Origin of the sequence: Domibacillus sp., assembly GCF_031181085.1 — a bacterium.
In the GTDB taxonomy this organism is placed as follows: domain Bacteria; phylum Bacillota; class Bacilli; order Bacillales; family Domibacillaceae; genus Domibacillus.
This window is the reverse complement of sequence record NZ_JAPSLE010000009.1, coordinates 77,812-96,577: the sequence shown is the minus strand read 5'-3', so window position 1 is coordinate 96,577 and position 18,766 is coordinate 77,812. Positions and strand designations below refer to the sequence as shown.

The window sequence follows — 18,766 nt, the reverse complement described above, 5'->3', positions numbered from 1 at the left end:
CGTCTAGTTTATACTAGGGCGTATCAAACAGCAAAAACAAAAAAGAAGGATCAAAGGGAAGCGGGATATTCTCACATGTTTTTCCGTTTTCCATGCTAAAATACACGTAAGAAGCATACGAGAGGATACGGGGGTCGTCATATGAACAAAGTGTGGTGGAAAGAAGCAGTCGCATATCAAATTTATCCGCGCAGCTTCATGGATTCGAACGGAGATGGAATTGGAGATATTAAAGGAGTGATCTCCAAACTGGACTACTTAAAGGATCTTGGCATTGATGTAATCTGGATCTGTCCGATGTTTGAATCGCCGAATGATGATAATGGATATGATATTAGCGATTACAAAGAAATTATGAATGAGTTTGGGACGATGGGTGATTTTGACGAGCTTCTGGAAGCTGTACATGAACGGGGAATGAAGCTGATTCTTGACCTCGTGATCAACCATACGAGTGACGAACATCCATGGTTTATTGAATCCCGTTCCTCTAAGGACAATCCAAAGCGCGACTGGTACATTTGGCGCGATGGCAAAAGTGGAGGGGAGCCGAATAACTGGGAAAGTATTTTTGGGGATTCGGCGTGGGAATATGATCGGATCACAGACCAGTTTTTCCTGCACCTATTTTCAAAAAAGCAGCCGGACTTAAACTGGGAAAATCCCGAAGTGCGCCAGGCCCTTTACGAAACTGTTAACTGGTGGCTCGACAAAGGGATCGACGGCTTCCGGGTTGACGCGATCAGCCATATTAAGAAAAAAGCAGGACTGCCTGATTTGCCGAATCCGAAGGAAATGAAGTATGTGCCTTCTTACGATTACCACATGAATGTAGAAGGCATTCAGCCGTTTCTTGAAGAATTAAAAGCCGAAACATTCGCTAAGTACGACATTATGACAGTCGGTGAAGCAAACGGTGTAACAGCGGAAGACGTTAATGAATGGGTCGGTGAAGAAAAAGGGAAATTTAATATGATTTTTCAATTTGAACATCTTGAGCTTTGGAATGCTGAAAAAGAAACGGGTCTGGATATTCCAGGGTACAAGGAAGTGATGACAAAGTGGCAAAAAGCGCTCGAAAACAAAGGCTGGAATGCGCTGTTCATTGAAAATCATGATAAAGCGCGCGTGGTTTCCACATGGGGCAACGATCGGGAATACTGGTATGAAAGTGCTACGGCTTTTGCAGCGGTGTACTTTTTAATGCAGGGAACGCCTTTTATTTACCAGGGACAGGAAATTGGCATGACCAATGTAAAATATGAAAGCATTGAAGATTATAACGATGTTCGTACGAAAAACATGTACCGGCTTGGCACTGCAGCCGGCATTCACCATGATGAGATGATGCAAATTATTTGGAATTCAAGCCGCGACAACTCTCGCACGCCGATGCAGTGGTCGGCCGAGAGCAATGCCGGCTTTACGACGGGAACGCCGTGGATCAAACTGAATGACAACTATACGCGCATTAACGTAGAAGCGCAGCAACAGGATGAACGCTCTATTTTACATTTTTACAAACGAATGATTCGAATGAAAAAAGCGCACGACGTGTTTACGTACGGTGCTTACAAAGAAGTGGTCGAGGAAAGCGAACGCTTATTTGCGTACACACGCACTCTCGGAAGCGACCGGGTAATCGTCCTTGCTAACTTGTCAGATCAGCCAGTACCGGTTCCGAAGCAGGAAGGTGTCTCTTATGATGCCGCTCAGCTGCTGCTGCACAATTATACAGTGCAGGAAAACAGTCCAGCTCGTGAATTGGTGCTGCACCCATATGAAACGCGTGTATACCGCCTCAAATAGTAATAAAAACCGGCTTAAACCTTACCGTTTAAGCCGGTTTTGTTTTTGGTGGAGCGGCAAAGAAAAATCATAGTCTGAAAAGTTTAGATTCTGCTCAAGCCGGTTCCGCCCATCTTTTATTCTTTATTGAGCTGAATACGATGGTAAGCTTTGCGGTATTCGGAGGGCGTCAGCTTTTCATATTGTTTAAACAGCCTCATAAAATACCGTTCATCTGAAATGCCAACTGTCCGGGCGATGCTTCCAATGCTTTCATCCGAAAGAGTAAGTAAATCCTTCGCTTTGGAAAGCTTCAGCATATGAATATACGACTGCACCGTCCAGCCCGTTTCTTTTTTAAAAAAGCGGCATAAATAGTCACGGTTATAGTTGAACTGATCAGCTATCATGCCGGTTGACAGCTTTTCAAGCGAATGAAGGCGGATCCATTCCAAAATAGAAGCGATTTTTCTGTCTGTACTCGTTTGTTCAGAAGTAAGGTGAAAGTTTTTAACCGTCTGCTCAGACAATTCAATCAGAAGGGAGGTAGCCAGATAATCAGCCGCCCGGCTGTGACCATAATGTCCGTTTGCTACATCAAGAAGCTGGGTGAACAGAATGGTCAGCCGCTCGATTTGTTTGGGCGTGGAGAAAAATGGCAGGAAGATGTCTGTGTCTCCGTGCTGGAGCCTTGGTTTTGTTTGACGCGTTTTAATGTGCCGGTCCAGCTCCTGCTTGTTTATCACGGGTGCTTCTCTGCTGTCTGGAAACAAGAAGTGAAACCAGTAAAAAGAGGTTCCAGGCGGGCATTCGTGAAAGCCCTGATGTATTTTATCGGGCGGCAAAAGAAGCGCATCACCCGGCTGTACTTCAAATTGGGTGGATTCACATTCAATATACAGCGTTTCATGAAGAGCGATAATGAGTTCGTAATCGCCCATTAAGCGTTTCATATGTGTCCAGGAGATATCCGTAACAAATTTTCCGCCCAGCCTGTATTGAACCGGCTGTTGGATTGATGCGTGTATATATTCCCTCAGCATTTTCATCCCTCTTTTTTGAATCGAAACATAGTCAGTTTCGTCCACGAATTATGCGCTTTCATTTACTGATTTTTATTGTATCAATATGCTATTCTTTGAACAAGATTTCTATTGAAAGCGCTTTTTAAATAAAAGGGAAGAAGGGATAAGGTCAGTTTTAGCTAATCGCTGAACCAAACGCGTTACAAAAATGGGGGATGAAAAATGGCGCATACAAAAATTAAGAACGATGTATCTGTTCAAGTAACAGATTCGTTCTGGAAGCGGTATATGGATGTGGTCCGGAGGGAAGTTCTTCCTTATCAGTGGGAAGCATTAAACGATCGAATTCCAGGTGCTGTGCCGAGCTGTGCAATTCAAAACTTTAAAATCGCCGCGGGAGAAGCAGCGGGCGAGTTTCACGGTTTCGTTTTTCAAGACAGTGATGTAGCGAAATGGCTTGAAGCAGCAGCATTCTGTTTGGAAAATGAACGGGATGAAGCGCTGGAGCAGGCGGCAGACGAGGTCATTGCTTTAATTGGCCGGGCACAGCAAAAAGATGGCTACTTGAACACATATTTTACGGTAAAGGAGCCAAATGGGCGCTGGAGCAATCTGCGGGACCAGCACGAGCTTTATTGTGCCGGCCATATGATGGAAGCAGCCGTAGCTTATTACCGGGCGACTGGAAAAAAAGCCTTTTTGGATATGGTGTGCCGATTTGCCGATTATATTGATGAAACGTTTGGCCGGGAAGAGAGCAAAATCCGCGGGTACGACGGGCACCAGGAAATCGAGCTGGCGCTTGTGAAGCTGTATGATGTGACAGGTGATCAAAAGTATTTGAATTTAAGCCGCTATTTTATTGACGAACGCGGGCAGCAGCCGCACTTTTTTGATGTGGAAAGAGAAAAGCGGGGGGATGATCGTCCGTTTTTTTGGAATGAAAGCTATGGCTACCATCAGGCCCATGTACCGGTCCGGGAGCAAAAAAAAGCGGTTGGGCATGCTGTCCGGGCGATGTATATGTACACGGCGATGGCAGACCTTGCGCTCAGACTGAATGATGAAACATTAAAAAAAGCGTGTGAGGATTTATGGGAGAATGTCACGACGAAACAAATGTACATTACTGCCGGTATTGGATCAATGGAATTTGGCGAAGCATTTTCAATTGACTATGACCTGCCGAACGGAACCGCTTATACGGAAACGTGCGCTTCGATTGGTCTCGTTTTCTGGGCAAAGAGAATGCTTGAACTCCAGGCAGACGCAAAGTATGCCGATGTGATGGAGCGGGCTCTTTACAACGGAACGATCAGCGGAATGGACTTGGATGGAAAAAAGTTTTTTTATGTGAATCCGCTGGAGGTAAAACCGGAGACAAGCCGTTACCGCCAGGATCATCATCACGTTAAAACCGTCCGGCAAAAATGGTTCAGCTGTGCATGCTGTCCACCTAATTTGGCGCGCTTGCTTTCATCGATTGGCCAATATATGTATACAGTCCGGCAGGATGAATTGCACGTACACCTATATGCAGGCAATAAAGCAGCTGTCGAACTGAATGGACAGCAGGTCGCGATCCATCAGGAAACAAGCTATCCGTGGGACGAAACCGTGAAGCTGACAGTGATGCCTGATGAGGAAGGAACTTTTACCCTTGCGCTTCGCATTCCGGGCTGGTGTAAACGGGCTGAACTCCGAGTGAATGGTGAAAAAATAGATTATGAGCCTTTGGTAAAAAGAGGTTACGCATATTTGAAGCGTAAATGGGTGCAGGGAGATCAAATTGAGCTTCTGTTTCCTATGCCAGTAGAAAAAATCCGGGCGAATCCAAAAGTAAAAGAAAACGCCGGGAAAGCCGCTTTACAGCGCGGACCGGTCGTATATTGTCTGGAGGAAGCAGATAACGGAAAAGAGCTGTCTTTGATCAAAATAAATAAGCATTCTGTGTTCTCTGCTGCGTTCAAGCCTGATGTACTGGGCGGAGTCGTTGTGATCGAGGGAGAAGGTGTCCGGGAAAGGGAAGAGTTATGGGGAGAGGCATTATATCAGCCCGTTCATAAGCGCTTTGTCGGTGTTTCTATCAAAGCGATTCCTTACTTTGCCTGGTGCAACCGCGAGCCGGGTGAAATGGCCGTGTGGATTCGCGAGGAGAGCTGACTCGTTTTAACAAACAAAAAGCGGTTCGGCCGAAGTCTTTGGCTGAACCGCTTTTTGTATGGGTTTAATGCATGATTGTTGTTTTTTTGAGCAGCCGTTTAATTGAAGCATCTGCTTCTCTTAGCACAGTCGTTTTGTCGATCGTTTTCATCATGCTGTTTTCCATGACAATTCGTCCGTCGACAATGGTCGTTTCCACATCCGCACGGGTAGCTGAATAAACGATGCGTGAGATGGGATCTACATCGTAAGAAGGGAAGGTATGGAAATGATTTAAGTTTAGCATCACCAGGTCTGCCCTTTTTCCGGCTTCAATACTGCCGATTTCATGCCCCATTCCAACAGCCCGGGCGCCGCCGCTTGTAGCCATGCGGAAAACGGTGCGGGCGTTCATGCTGGTCGGACCGTGGATCGGTTTTTGAATCAAGGCGGCAAGGCGCATTTCATTGAACATATCGAGGTTGTTGTTGCACGGAGCACCATCTGCTCCAAGGCTTACGGATGAGCCGGCATCAAGCAGCTCAGGAACATCGGCAATACCGGATGCAAGCTTTAAGTTCGAGCCCGGACAATGGCTGACATGCACACCTTTCTCCCGGATAATCCGCTTTTCTTCTTCGTCCAGCCAGATACAGTGGGCCAAGATAAGCCGTTCGTTGGCAAGACCGAGATGATCGAGATATATAACATTGCGCATCCCGGTTTGCTGCTCAACAATAGCGATTTCTCCTCTGTTTTCGGAAGCATGGGTATGCACATGGACGTTGTAGTGGACGGACAATTTTTGTACCTCTTTCAATAATTCCTCTGTACAGGAAACGACAAAGCGCGGTGAAAAAGCATATTGGATGCGCCCGCTGTCGTACATGTGCCATTTCTCCAGCAGGTCCACGCTTTCCTGGATGGATGCTGCTGTGTTTTCCTGCAGGGCAAGCGGCACTTCATTGCCTTTATCCATCATAACTTTACCGGAGAGCGCGCGAATACCGCTTTGGGCAATCGCACGAAATGCAGAATCGGTATGATGAACGGTTTCCATATCGACAATTGTTGTTGTGCCACTTTGCAGAAGCTCGCCGATCCCAAGCATCGCCGAATAATAAACAGATTCTTCATCATGGGACGCTTCAAGCGGCCAAATCCGCTTTTTCAGCCAGTCCATCAATTCAAGGTCATCACCTTTGCCGCGAAACAGTGTTTGGCATAGATGCACATGGGTTTGAACAAAGCCGGGGATCACGGTTCGGCCTGAAGCGTCAATCACACGGTCAGCCGGCGTTTCGTCCAAAGCCGGTCCGACTGCTTCAATCCGGCTGTCCCGAATGAGGATATCTCCGTTTATAATCTCTTCCTGCGCATTCATCGTTACGATTTGAGCATTTTTAATAAGTAAACTTCCCATCTCCATCCCTCCCAGTCAATAAAAAAAGCCACGAAAAAACCAGCGCCCATGCTGATTTTTCGTAGCTTGGAATTTACGGTCCCAAGTAGAGACCCCCAGCCCGTATCGCTGGGGATATACGAAAAAGGTATCTTATCATTAGAATAAGAGGAAGCAGGAGACGCTTCAACTGAAGTGGAAGAAAACCTTACATTGTTTTTTCTGTTACTCGGAAAACATGATTCATTCAGGTGAATGATTGGGGAGGAAGTACATTCGTAAGCGGCTTTGAAAAAGCCGGTTCCTCTATGGATGTAAAAAATCATTTTGAGAGCGCACTCAATGCCATTGTTGTCTGACGGTTGAGTATTTCACTTTTTTTGGACGAAGTTGGAATTCCTGCATATAAAAAAGTCCGGGACACAGCTCCCGGGCTTTTTTAAGCATTCAGCAGTTGTTTGATACGGAGGGCGAGGCGGACCTGCAGGGAAAAATCGGGGTCTTTCAACGAAATACCGAGCAGCTCTTCACATTTCTCCAGCCGGTACACAACAGTGTTACGGTGGACAAACAGCCGCTTGGCCGTTTCGGAAATATGGCAATGGCTTTCCATATAAACAAACAGTGTCTCCAGCAGCGACCTTTCTTCTTCTAGATTATTCAGCTTTAAGTGCTGGACTGTGTGTTTATAAAACTGGCTTAAGTCTTTTGGCGGGAGCATCCGCAGCAGCTCGTTTACATCCTTTGTCCGATGGAAGTGAATGGAGGAAGGGCCGCTGGAAAGCCGATTTGTTTTTAAGGCATCGCGCGCTTCTTTATATCCCTGCCGGACAAATAGGAGAGACGAGCATAAATGACTGACACCAAAAGAGGTGGTCATGTTATGTTCCCGGCTGAGCCGGCTTTGCAGCTTTTCTAAAAAAGAAGCCGTAAATAAATGGATGTCTTTCATATGATCAGGTGCTTTTGACAGAATGATTACGGTGTCTCCTTTTGTAAATAAGTCGCAGGGAATATCCATTGTGTGCAGTTCTTTTTCGAAAAAATAATAGACTTCATCCAGTTCCTTCTGGTTCGTGTAATAAGACCATTCTTCTTCCGGTGCATCGATTCGGCCAACCGCGCACGCGTATTTTTGTTTTAAAGGCAGGTCGAATTCTTTTGCACGGCTGATCGTTTCCTCATCGCTTGAAAAAGCGTCATCTAAAAAATTGGAGAAAAACTCATTGCGAATACGGCGGGTAGATTGTTTTACGGCTTCTTCTTTCAACAGTTCAAATGAGATCACATTGAGTGCCTGTTCGATCGTAAGAAGTTTCACCTGCTCTGTTGGATAAACAAAGCCTTTGAGCAAAAGCAGGGCGGCTTTTTTCTCGTGTGTGTAAACGGGAAAGAGTGTGTAGCTCTCTTTCTGGTCCAGCGTGCTGAACATGGTAAAAGCAGAGCCAGCCGGCAGAAAAGAGCCGTGCTTAGACGCCCATTTCTTAAACGGCAAAAAAGCTTCAGCCAGCGAATGATCGCCGGCAATGGCAGAAAAGTACGCTGTCGATAAAAAAGCTTGGTGGCCGGTAAGCTCTGTTAAGTTTGCAAGCAGCGCATTTAATCCTTTTCCGCTTATGATATGGCTTGAAAACAGCTTGTGCGTTTCGATTGCGCCCCGAAGCTCGCTCGTTCTCTTATCTAAAATAATATTAAGCATTTGATTGACGGTTTCACCGAGTGACCAGTTTTCAGGAATTTCAACAATCGGAAACCCAAGCTGATCTGCGAGCTGGATTGCTTCTTTTGGAAGCTGGCCGAAAAAACGCTTTGTTTTAATAAAAAGGGCAGCGCAGTTTTTCTGGGCCATTTGCTCAATCAAGCTGATCAGCTCGCCTGGCTTATCTTTAACGTGATAACCGGTTGTCACGAGCAGGTCGTTCGACTTTAAATAAGGGAGAATATCCGGAGCATCCATCATCGTCACATTCGTAATATCATTTGCCATCCCTCTGGAGCCCGCAGCTAATGGGATATCTTGAAAAGGAGCGTGGGCAAGCAAGGTTTGTAATTTCAACTGAAACACTCCCTGAAAATTTATATTGTGTAATATTATATAACATAAATTATTGATAAATTGTGAAAAAGAAGAAAAAAATCTAATGTTTTGGTCATTTAAGCCAGTGACAATACATAATTTTCCTTGTAAACTAATTATATGTTATTATTTATTACACATTTAAGTTAGGAAAGGGCGTGAGTGAAGTGCTGACTATGAAAGCAGTAAACGAAATGAAAAAAGTGATGTTCGTCCAGCACTTCGGCAGCGTATTTGAACATTCACTTTGGGTAGCGGAACAGGCGGTACAGGATCGTCCATTTGAGTCTGTGCAGACTCTATGTGATAAGATGACCGCTGTTGTCCAGGAAGCGTCTCGTTCTGATCAGCTGGCTCTGCTTCGAAACCACCCGAATCTTGGGGCAAACGTGAAAATGACCGACGCTTCTGTGAAAGAGCAGAAAGCTGCCGGGCTGACTTCTTTGTCCAAAGAAGAATTTAATCAGTTTTCTCTGTTAAATGAGGCATACACCCAAAAGTTCTCTTTTCCTTTTATCATGGCAGTGCAAGGCAAAACCAAAGAAGAAATCTGCGTTCAGATGAAGCAGCGTCTTCAAAACGATCAGAAAACAGAATTTGAAACAGCATTAGCAGAAGTGTTTAAAATAGCCGGATTCCGAATCGAAGACATTGTCATCCAGGAAGAACCCAGCGCATGCCAGCCGTGACCATCCGGGTTTTAAATGAAACACAAGGACGGCTGTCTAGACTCGCTTCTTTCATCAGCCCAATTTAAGAATAGAAGAAGTGAGAAGGGGGCTGTGATTTTTTTGAACCAGTGCCCTTTTTCGGACTATACACTGGAGGGAAACGATATGGAAGATATTCATGAATTGCTTGATGCCGTGGATGCCTCCACTGTTGGTGGTGTAATGGCGGCGGTCGTTAAAGTCACAGGCTCTGCTTATAAAAAAGAAGGAGCAGCGATGCTGTTTAAACCGGATGGCACACAGATCGGCCTGCTTAGTGCGGGCTGCCTGGAAGAAGATTTGAATGAACGGCTGAAAACAGTGGATCAGCCGTACGGCGAATTTGTATACGATATGCGCGGTGAGGATGATTTTTCCTGGGGAGAGGGCTCGGGCTGCAACGGGGTTATTCATGTATGGACAGAACGGCTGGATGAAGAGTACACGGCCCACCTATTGCAGTTAAAAGAAGTGCTAAGGTCCGGACAGTCCGTTTTTATGATTAAAAAGCGCGGCGTCCGCCCCGGTTACCTTTTTATTCCCGATTCGGGACGTGTGTTTGGTCATTGGGAGGGAGAAGTACCAGACGACTGCCGGGTTATTGAGCGGGGCATGTTTTTTAGTAAAGCGCTCGACAGTGAAGTGTATGTACACAAAATTCGTCCAAAACGGAGGCTTGTTGTATTTGGGGCAGGGCCGGATGCGCGGCCGCTCGTTTCGTTCGCAGCTGCCGCTGGATTTTCGGTTACCGTTTCCGACTGGCGCCCGGCGTTTTGTTCGGCTTTTCATTTTCCTGATGCTGAAAAACACATGGTCGGTTTTCCGAACGATGTGCTTTCTTCTATCGCTTTAAAACCAGAAGACTGTGTGGTCGTGATGACGCATAACTTTAAGCGGGACCGGGAGCTGATCGAGGCGCTAAGGGAGCAAGAGCTTCGGTATTTTGGTATTCTTGGTTCCCGAAAAAGAACGGCCCGCTTGTTTGGGGCTGATGCCATTCCTTCACGGATTGCTTCTCCGGCCGGCTTGTCAATTGGAGCGCAGGGAGCCGAAGAAATTGCGATTAGTATTGTCGCTCAGCTGATTCAAGTGAGCCATTCCATTCAGCTGCGGGAAGCAGCTTGTTTATGAGCAGGCCGATTGTTGGTATTTTGCTTGCTGCCGGAAACAGTGTCCGGATGGGGTGCGATAAGCTGGCGCTACCGCTTGGCAGTACCACGATTGGCAGTGCTTCACTGAATGCGGCTCTTTCCTCTGCGCTGGATCATGTTATTGTGGCAGGGAAAAGAGAGAGCCGGGCCGGCTGGATTGCGCCCGCTTTTTTTAAAAAAGAGAATTGGTCGTATGCCGTCTGTGATGAAGCCAGCCGCGGGCAGGCGCATACACTTTCATTTGGCTTGAGGGCCGCAGAACAAATGAGTGCGCAGGCAGTGGTGATTCTTTTGGCAGACCAGCCGTTTATCAGGGTGGAATTAATCAATCAAATCGTCCGCACATACAAAAAAACAAAGGCTCCTTTTGTGGCGGCTCGTCTGGATGGTATTCCGCGCCCGCCTGTTCTCTTCTCGAACGGCTGTTTCCTTGTGCTGCAGGAGCTAAAGGGAGACCGGGGGGCGGGCAGTTTGCTGAAGCAGCCTTCTTTTGCGCGGCGCGGACGAATGATTGATTGCCAAGAATCCCGTTCTTTTTTTGATATTGATACGATGCAGGACTATAAACAAGTGGACGGGAGGGGATGGAATGACAATGCAAATGCCGGTGCCGACATCTGTCTGGCAGCCACAGAGTCTGGAGGAAGCGAGGTCTTTAAAGAAAGAGCTTGATGGAATATCGCGGTTTATTGCGGGTGGAACACTTATGCAAATGCAGCGGGAGCAGGGCCTATCCTTTCCTCCTCATTTAATCAGCCTGGAAGGGATTCGGGAACTCGCAGACATTGAAGAAACGGTCGACGGTTTGATCAGAATAGGGGCGCTGACCGACCTGGAAACGTGCCGGAATCATCCGCTTGTAGAAGAAAAGTGCCCGGTTCTATCAGAAGCGATCAGCACCATTGCCTCGCCAGCTGTGCGTAACCGGGGTACGATCGGCGGAAATATTCTTTATGGCGTCGGTGATGCCATTCCGGTCTTACTGGCACTTGACGCGCGCCTTTCGTGGTTTTGTGAAAACGGCATTCGGTCTGAATGGATATATGATTATGTAAGTGAGCAGGAATTTCCGGCAGCATCCGCCATTTTAACGGATATTACGGTTTCTTCTCCTATAAAAGGGCGCTGTTTTTTTCGGAAAGTCGGACGGAGAGAAGCGTTTATTCCATCTGTTGTGACGGTTGCCATGTACAGAGAAATGACAGATGAGCAGACCATTAAAGAAATTCGGATGGTGGCGGGCGGCGGAGTAAACACACCGCGTCGTTTGAAGATGTGTGAGAGAGAGCTCATTGGAAAAGAACTGACGGATGATGTGCTGGCGTCACTGTCAGAAAGCATCAAAGAAGAATCGGCTTTGATTGGTGATGTGTTCGCCTCAGCGGATTACCGTCGCACTGTCACAGCCAATCTGCTGTTAGCGGCTTTGCAATCTGACCGATAAAAACGGGAAAGGAGATTGGCTATGAAGAAAAAAATCCGGCCGGACGGCAAAGAGAAAGTAACAGGCCGCTTAAAATATTTAACGGATCTTACATTTCCAGATATGCTCTGGGCAAAAGTGCTAAGAAGTGCTTACCCTCATGCCCGTATCCTCTCCCTTTCCACAGAGAAAGCCTGTCAGCTACCGGGTGTACAGGCGGTTATTACCCACGAAGACGTGCCTGCCTTAAACGGATTTGGCATCGTTACCCCGGATCAGCCGGTTTTATGTAAAGATACAGTTCGATATGTGGGAGATGCGGTTGCAGCTGTTGCTGCAGAGTCGGTAGAAATTGCTGCGCGAGCGCTTGAACTGATTGAAGTGCACTATGAACCGCTTCCTGTAGTGGACAGTCCGGAAAAAGCATTGGCCAAGTCGGCTCCTCTCCTTCACCCGGGCGGCAATATCCTTCACCGTGCCGGCTTTCAAAAAGGCGATATCCAAACAGCGTTTTCGCGATGCGTAAACATTGTAGAAGAAACATATGAAGTTCCCCGGCAGCTTCATGCTTACATGGAAACAGAAGGCGGCGTTATTGTTCCTGAAAAAGACGGGACGCTGACAGTATATGTCGGTACGCAGCACGGTTTTAAAGACCGGTTTCAATTATCCCGCATTTTAGGCATGCCGGAAGAAAAAATTCGTATTATTTCCAGTCCGATGGGCGGCTCATTCGGTGGAAAAGATGAATTGAATATTCAGCCGTATGGGGCGCTGCTCGCGCTTGCAACAGGCAGGCCGGTGAAAATTCACCAAACAAGGCAGGAATCCATGCGTTCAAGCATTAAACGGCACCCGATGAGCATTACGATGAAAACCGGCGTCGATCAAAAGGGGCGGCTGCTTGCCCATCAAACAAGGATTACAGCCGATACAGGGGCCTACGCTACATTAGGACCGGCAATTTTAGACTTCGCTGTTGAGCATGCATGTGGCCCGTACATGATTGAGGCAGTAGACACAAAGGGTGTCTCTGTTTTTACAAACAATGGTGTTTCCGGGGAGTTCCGTGGATTTGGAGGCAACCAGATTACTTTTGCATTGGAAGGGCAGATGGACCGGCTGGCCGCTGCAATCGGGATGGATGCCCTGGAGCTGCGGCGGCTTAATATCCGCCGTGAACAGGACCCTGGACCGCTCGGGCAGCGGATTGTCCAGACAAATGGTGCTTTAGAGGTGTTAGAGTCGGCTGCCCAAATATACCAGGATAAAAAGCAGCAGATGCCGAAAGCGAGCGAGTGGAAGCGGACCGGCATCGGCATGGCTGTGACGATGCATGGCGGCGGGCTTGGCTTTGGGAGAATGGACCCTGCCGGTGGCCGGCTTTCTTTAAAAGAAAATGGAAAGGTTGAAATTGCCTTTGGATTTGAAGAAGCGGGACAGGGAATTCTGGCTGTGATTGAAGCAGTGACAACAGAAGAACTGGGATGCCAAAAAGAAGACCTTTCCATTGTCATTGGAGATACGGCTCTCGTTCCTTCATCCGGTTCCACTACCGCTTCACGCGGAACAAGTATGGTCTGGCATTCACTTCAGCGGTTAAAAGGGTCTTTTATAAAGCAGGTGCTTGCACGGGCCGTCCAAAAAACGGGTGCAGAAGAGAGTGTGCTGTCGATTGGACCGGGCGGTGTTTGGAAGAATGGAAAATGCGTGCTTTCCTTTGAATCTCTTGCAGCCGGCGAAGAGCCGATTGTGGTTTCCGCCCAGTTTGATTTTCCGGTTTCGCCGGACGCAATTGACTCGGCTCACTACTTATACACGTACAGCGGTGTAGTGGCCCAGACAGAGGTTGATCTTTTAACGGGAAGAATAAAAGTAACCGGACTGCACCAGTCTGCAGCAGCCGGCCCTGTTGTAAACGAAATGGGCTATAGGGGACAAATTGAGGGCGGCGGCGTGATGGCGCTTGGCTACACTTTAATGGAAGATGTGGTGATGACAGAAGGGCAGTATGCGACAGAAAACTTCGATTCTTATTTAGTTCCAGGCATTCAAGATGTACCGTTTGAACTGGAGCTTGAAGCGATTGAGACGCTTCCTCTTGGAGATCATTATGGCCCGCGGGGTGTTGGCGAAATTGGAACGGTAGCCGTAGCGCCTGCAATCGCCAATGCGATCTACGATGCAATTGGCTTTCGGGTCAGCCGTCTGCCGGTAAAGTCGGAGGCTGTACTGCAGTCGATGGAAAGGGGTGTTCTGCATGAAAACCAATCCTGAAAAAGCAGGCGCTGAAGTGATACGGCTGTCCTTTCGGCTAAACGGGGAGCCTGTTCAATTAACTGTTCCGCCTGTTATGAGAGCTGTTGATTTAATCCGAAATGAGCTTGGTCAAACCGGCACAAAAATTTCATGCGGCATCGGACGCTGTGGAGCCTGTTCGGTTTTGGTCAATGGTAAACTGGCTGTTTCGTGCCTGACCCTCGCTTATCAGCTTGAAGGGGCTTCGGTGGAAACGGTTGAAGGGCTTTCTGATCAAAACGAAGTGCATCCTATTCAAGAAGCATTTCTCGAAGAAGGCGGCTTTCAGTGCGGTTATTGCACACCGGGCATGGTCATGGCGGCGAAATGCCTGCTTGAATCAAATCCAAAGCCGAGTGAGGCGGCGATTCAGGAAGCTTTTTCAGGCAATCTTTGCCGGTGCACAGGGTACGGCGGCATCATCCGGTCTGTTCAGCGGGCTTGTTCTTCTTAAATGCTGTTAAATCATTCTAACATAAGCTGTTTCTTTTATTTGAGTACGGATCGAAGCGGCGTCCATTCAAAGGAGAAAGCAGCCGGGTCTATGGATAAAAGAAACAAGCAATGAGCCAAAGAAGCTTCTTTGGCTCATTGCTTGTTAAGAGGAAAACAAATGGGCGGACTGCTGTAAGTCTTTTAGTGCTGTCTCTAAATTTGCTTTTACATCCAATTCGCCCATATGAATACCAATTGTTACCATTGTTTGGGCCACTTCAGGACGAATACCGATAAGTGATGCTTTTACGCCGAGCAGGGACAAGGCCTCGATCACCTTGAAAATTTGATCGGCAACCATCGTATCAACCGTTACGACACCAGACAGGTCAAGAAGAAGGTGGGAAAGCTTAAGCTGGGCAGCTTTTTGCAGCACTTCCTCCATCAGAAGGGCTGCCCGTTCCGTGTTCATGCTGCCAATCAGCGGAAGTACAGCTACTCCTTTTGTGATCGGCACAACCGGCACAGAAAGTTCCAAAAGCGCCTGAGCCGATTGCTCAAGTGCTTCTCGATGAAACTTCACATAAGTGATACTTAACGCATAAACGGCTTGATCAAGCAGTGGATCGATAAGGGCGATGCTGTCAAAAACAGTTTCAACAGACATTTGCTTCTGCTTCATTTCCTTCCTTAATACATCCCAAATAGCCGTCCGGTATATCGTTGTCGTCTGCAGTACATCATCCATTGGCGCATTCAAGCTGCAGGCGATCTCTCCGATTTTCGCTCCCCATTTGCTAAAGCGTTTTAAAGAAAGTTCGTGATCAGGCTGTTCGATTAAAGTGTCTGCGAACATTTGAATAAATTGGGCACGGTGTTCGATTGCCCGTTCTTTCTCCCAGCCGGCTTTTTCATGAATACTTGCTATATGCGAAAGGCTTTGATGAATTTCCTGGGCAATTTCATATTTTACCTCAGACAGTTTCTTTCCAAGAATTCGTATTTCGTTATTCATTTTAACGGCCCCCAGAAAATAGATGCTATACGTACAAAGATACACCGTTTTTCTCTGATTTGGAATGCGAAAATCATAAAAAGCCGTGAACAAAATGAACAAAATATTGACAATGTTCTAGAGATTGAGATAAATAAAAGAAAGAGTTTTTCCATTAGAAAGCGGGAGGTTACATGTTAATTCTTTGGAGGCGGCCTAAGCTGCTCGGCCAGATGATTGGTCTTATTTCTATGGTCGTTTTTTTAACGATTCTTTTTGTAAGCGCTATCTTCTTTACTCTTATGGGAGATTTGGCTGAAAAGTCACTGGGCAGCCAGGCAATGACAGTGGCTAAAATGGCTGCTCAAAATGAGATGATTATCCAGGCATTTGATGATCCAAATCCGCCTCTGCGCATTCAGCCTATTGCTGAAAGCATCAGACAATCAACTGGCGCAGGATATGTCGTGATCGGCAATAAACATAACGTCCGTTATTCCCATCACATAACAAAACATATCGGTAAAAAAATGGGGACGAGCAGCAGGGAAAGTCTCTCAGCAGGAAAATCTGTCGTGTACAAAGGGACAGGTATCTCGGGTTCAGCCATTAAAGCGAAAGCCCCCATTTACAACAAAAAGGGAGAAATCATTGGAGTGGCTTCTGTCGGTTTTTTAACGACAGAAGTAGATAAAGCGAGAAATGCCTATTGGTTAAAGCTGTTATGTTTCACCCTGTTTATTAGTTTATTTGGCATAACAGGAGCTGTTACGATAGCGAAACGGGTGAAAAAATTGATTTTTAATTTAGAACCGGAAGAAATTTCTTTTTTATTTAAAGAAAAAGAAGCGACCCTTGAATCTATTCGGGATGCAACCATTGCAGTAAATAACGATCATCACATAACGTCTATCAACAAAAGAGCGAGAAATCTGCTGGAGGGGCAAATTAGCGAGAAAGGAAAAATAACAAACAGCCGCCTCGTTGGGATGGCTGAATCGATCATCGACCAAAAGACAAGCATTGTGCGGCAGCGGTTTTTGTTTGGGCATCAGCTTTATGTAGCGGATGGTGCGCCCATTTGGCAGAATAATCAAACAAAGGGGGCGGTTTTAACGATCCGCCCTGTATCAGAAATCGAGAAAATAGAGGAGGAAATGTCAGCGGTCAAAAGCATTACCGACAACATCCGGGCACAAAATCATGAGTATTTAAATAAATTAAACACCATCTATGGATTGATAGTGTTAGAGCAATATGAGGAAGCAAGGTCATTTATAGCGGACGAAGTAAAAGAGCGGCAGGATGTCGTTGTATTTTTAACTTCCTCTGTAAAAGATCCGTATATTGCGGCTTGTCTTCTTGGCAAAATCCACCGCTCCAAAGAAATGAAAGTCCATTTTCAGATAGATGAAGACAGCAACTTAGCCGTTGTGCCGTCTTCTTTTGACACCAAGCTGTTTGTAACGGTGTTAGGAAATATGATTGATAATGCAATGGAGGCGGCCGTACGGTTAAGGGGAGAAGAAGCGGTAGTCCGTGTTTCGTTTACTGATATTGGCCATGAACTCATTTTTGATATTGAAGACAACGGTCCTGGTATTCCGCTTGAAGAGCAGGACCGGATTTTTGAAGAAGGATTTACGACAAAGGATGGGGACAATCACGGAATTGGACTGGCGATTGTGAAAAATACATTGCAGAAGCTAAAAGGAGATCTTTATCTTTCAAAAAGCTCCTTTGGCGGTGCGCAATTTACTATTACCATTCCAAAGAAGTAAACAAAGGGGGAACCACTTTTATGGCACCGATTAAAGTAATGATTATCGAAGACGATGAGACCACAATCAATATTTATAAAAAGTTTGTGCAAAAGGTAGATGGATTCGAAATTGTAGCATCTGCAAGCCTGGGAAAGCAGGCGTTGGAATTATTAAACGTATTTACACCGGATCTTATTTTGCTTGATGTTTACCTGCCTGATATGAACGGGACTGATTTGTTGTGGGAAATCCGTAAAGAAGTGCGGAGTGTGGATGTCATTATGATTACGGCTGCCAATGATGTTCGAACCGTTAGTGAAGCCATTCGGGGCGGTGCGTACAGTTATATGCTGAAGCCCATTATGATCAACCAGTTCTTATCTACGCTTGAGCAGTACAAAGAAACAAAAAAGAAACTGTCTCAATCTGCTCTTATTGAGCAGGGAGAAGTCAATCGTTTTTTTGGCATCATGAGCCAGGCGGCCGGAGCCGAATATGTAGAGCAAACGGACCAGCTGCCAAAAGGAATTGATAAACATACGTTGAAAAAAGTACGTACGCACTTACATGAAGCTCCTTCAAGCATTAATGCGGAAGAAACAGCACGCGCGACTGGTGCCAGCAATTCCACTGTGCGAAGATACTTAGAATATCTCGTGGCAGCTGAAGAAGCAGAAGTGGAAATTATGTATGGAACGATTGGCCGTCCGGAACGAAGATATCGAAAAAAGTAAAAAGGTGCCCCACATATGTGGAACACCAGCTCTTAATTTCGTTGAACCATGGCCATCCATTCATCAATTTGAAAGGATGCAATGCTTTCACCCTGCATTTTTACTGAAAAATACGTGGCGACAGACGTGTCTGCAGAGAGAAGGTGAGCATCCACTTCCTGAACCTGCTCAGGAGAAGCGGTCGTGCGGTGGACCCATTCTGGATAGCCGAGTTCTTTTTTCCGCACCTGCTCCTTTACCAGGCTGAAACCGGCTTCTTGAAACCAGCCCTTCCACTCAGGAATGGTATAACTGCGCACATGGCTGTGGTCACGCAGAGATTCAAGCCGATTCACAAAAGCATCCAGGGCCGGGTCTTCAGGTGCAATATTATCAATTAAAACGAAGCGTCCGCCCGGCTTTAGCACGCGGGCTGCTTCCTGTACAAACAGATGTGGATTTGGAAAGTGATGAGCAGCAATCCGGCAGGTAACTGCATCAAACGTATGCGGCAAAAACGGAAGTGCTTCTGCGTCTGCGGCGACGTAAAAGATATTATTGGCGGATGACGCCAAATGCTTTTGGGCCGCTTCAAGCATCGGTACGGTTAAATCAGTGGCAAACACATGAGCAGCATGAGGGGCCAGCGCTTTCGCTGCATGGCCGCCTCCTGTTGCAATATCAAGGACAAGAGAATCGGGACCAATCTCCAGCCATTCGGGGAGAAGGGCAAGATCCGTTCCTGTTGAATGGGTACTGCTTGTAACGTAGTGCTCGGCTGATTTTCCAAACTGGCTTTTCACCCGCTGCTTGGCTGTTTCTGTTGATTCTTGCAAAAAGATTCC

At 46.6% G+C, this 18,766-nt stretch carries 15 protein-coding genes and 1 riboswitch; of the genes, 10 read left to right on the top strand and 5 right to left on the bottom strand.

The genetic code is table 11. The features are described 5' to 3' along the window. Positions 1–141 precede the first annotated feature (141 nt). A complete protein-coding gene (locus tag RIN81_RS13570) occupies positions 142–1,809 on the top strand; it encodes an alpha-glucosidase (protein ID WP_309091034.1) in 1,668 nt (555 codons plus the stop codon). 116 nt (positions 1,810–1,925) lie between these two features. On the opposite strand, the gene RIN81_RS13565 is transcribed toward RIN81_RS13570, so the two are convergent. Beyond that, positions 1,926–2,831: a helix-turn-helix transcriptional regulator gene (locus tag RIN81_RS13565; RefSeq protein ID WP_309091032.1), complete on the bottom strand. Its 906-nt coding sequence runs from the start codon at positions 2,829–2,831 to the stop codon at positions 1,926–1,928. A gap of 204 nt (positions 2,832–3,035) precedes the next feature. On the opposite strand from RIN81_RS13565, the gene RIN81_RS13560 reads away from it, so the two are divergent. Next, positions 3,036–4,976 carry a glycoside hydrolase family 127 protein gene (locus RIN81_RS13560; protein ID WP_309091030.1) on the top strand — a complete coding sequence of 647 codons (1,941 nt, stop codon included), beginning with the start codon at positions 3,036–3,038 and terminating at the stop codon, positions 4,974–4,976. Positions 4,977–5,040: 64 nt separating this feature from the next. On the opposite strand, the gene RIN81_RS13555 is transcribed toward RIN81_RS13560, so the two are convergent. Together RIN81_RS13555 and RIN81_RS13550 are read right to left on the bottom strand one after the other, a co-directional pair. Beyond that, positions 5,041–6,378 carry a 5'-deoxyadenosine deaminase gene (locus RIN81_RS13555; RefSeq protein WP_309091028.1) on the bottom strand — a complete coding sequence of 446 codons (1,338 nt, stop codon included), beginning with the start codon at positions 6,376–6,378 and terminating at the stop codon, positions 5,041–5,043. A 42-nt stretch (positions 6,379–6,420) separates the two neighbouring features. Beyond that, positions 6,421–6,520: riboswitch (purine riboswitch) on the bottom strand. A 276-nt stretch (positions 6,521–6,796) separates the two neighbouring features. Further along, on the bottom strand, positions 6,797–8,413 hold the full coding sequence (locus tag RIN81_RS13550) for a PucR family transcriptional regulator (protein WP_309091026.1): 1,617 nt from the start codon (positions 8,411–8,413) through the stop codon (positions 6,797–6,799). A 197-nt stretch (positions 8,414–8,610) separates the two neighbouring features. On the opposite strand from RIN81_RS13550, the gene uraD reads away from it, so the two are divergent. From uraD to RIN81_RS13520, 6 genes are all read left to right on the top strand, one after another. Beyond that, positions 8,611–9,123, top strand: a complete 513-nt coding sequence (uraD, locus tag RIN81_RS13545; RefSeq protein ID WP_309091071.1) for a 2-oxo-4-hydroxy-4-carboxy-5-ureidoimidazoline decarboxylase — start codon at positions 8,611–8,613, stop codon at positions 9,121–9,123. Between the two features lie 147 nt (positions 9,124–9,270). Continuing rightward, positions 9,271–10,275: an XdhC family protein gene (locus RIN81_RS13540; RefSeq protein WP_309091024.1), complete on the top strand. Its 1,005-nt coding sequence runs from the start codon at positions 9,271–9,273 to the stop codon at positions 10,273–10,275. Next, a complete protein-coding gene (locus tag RIN81_RS13535; protein WP_309091022.1) occupies positions 10,272–10,967 on the top strand; it encodes an NTP transferase domain-containing protein in 696 nt (231 codons plus the stop codon). The genes RIN81_RS13540 and RIN81_RS13535 overlap by 4 nt, the downstream gene beginning before the upstream one ends. After that, entirely contained in the window at positions 10,885–11,739 is an 855-nt protein-coding gene (locus RIN81_RS13530) for an FAD binding domain-containing protein (RefSeq protein WP_309091020.1), read from the top strand. Before RIN81_RS13535 ends, RIN81_RS13530 begins: the two co-directional genes overlap by 83 nt. A gap of 21 nt (positions 11,740–11,760) precedes the next feature. Beyond that, complete coding sequence (gene pucD / locus RIN81_RS13525; RefSeq protein ID WP_309091018.1) at positions 11,761–13,995, top strand: xanthine dehydrogenase subunit D; 2,235 nt, start codon at positions 11,761–11,763, stop codon at positions 13,993–13,995. After that, positions 13,979–14,470, top strand: a complete 492-nt coding sequence (locus RIN81_RS13520; RefSeq protein WP_309091016.1) for a (2Fe-2S)-binding protein — start codon at positions 13,979–13,981, stop codon at positions 14,468–14,470. Before pucD ends, RIN81_RS13520 begins: the two co-directional genes overlap by 17 nt. 144 nt (positions 14,471–14,614) lie before the next feature. Here the strand turns inward: RIN81_RS13520 and RIN81_RS13515 are convergent, their stop codons facing one another. After that, complete coding sequence (locus tag RIN81_RS13515) at positions 14,615–15,466, bottom strand: STAS domain-containing protein (RefSeq protein WP_309091014.1); 852 nt, start codon at positions 15,464–15,466, stop codon at positions 14,615–14,617. 173 nt (positions 15,467–15,639) lie between these two features. Here RIN81_RS13515 and RIN81_RS13510 point away from each other — a divergent pair, with 173 nt between their 5' ends. Further along, positions 15,640–17,226: an ATP-binding protein gene (locus tag RIN81_RS13510; protein ID WP_309091012.1), complete on the top strand. Its 1,587-nt coding sequence runs from the start codon at positions 15,640–15,642 to the stop codon at positions 17,224–17,226. Positions 17,227–17,246: 20 nt separating this feature from the next. Next, on the top strand, positions 17,247–17,942 hold the full coding sequence (locus RIN81_RS13505; RefSeq protein WP_309091010.1) for a response regulator: 696 nt from the start codon (positions 17,247–17,249) through the stop codon (positions 17,940–17,942). Between the two features lie 32 nt (positions 17,943–17,974). Here the strand turns inward: RIN81_RS13505 and RIN81_RS13500 are convergent, their stop codons facing one another. Beyond that, on the bottom strand, positions 17,975–18,757 hold the full coding sequence (locus RIN81_RS13500; protein WP_309091008.1) for a class I SAM-dependent methyltransferase: 783 nt from the start codon (positions 18,755–18,757) through the stop codon (positions 17,975–17,977). Positions 18,758–18,766: the final 9 nt, after the last annotated feature.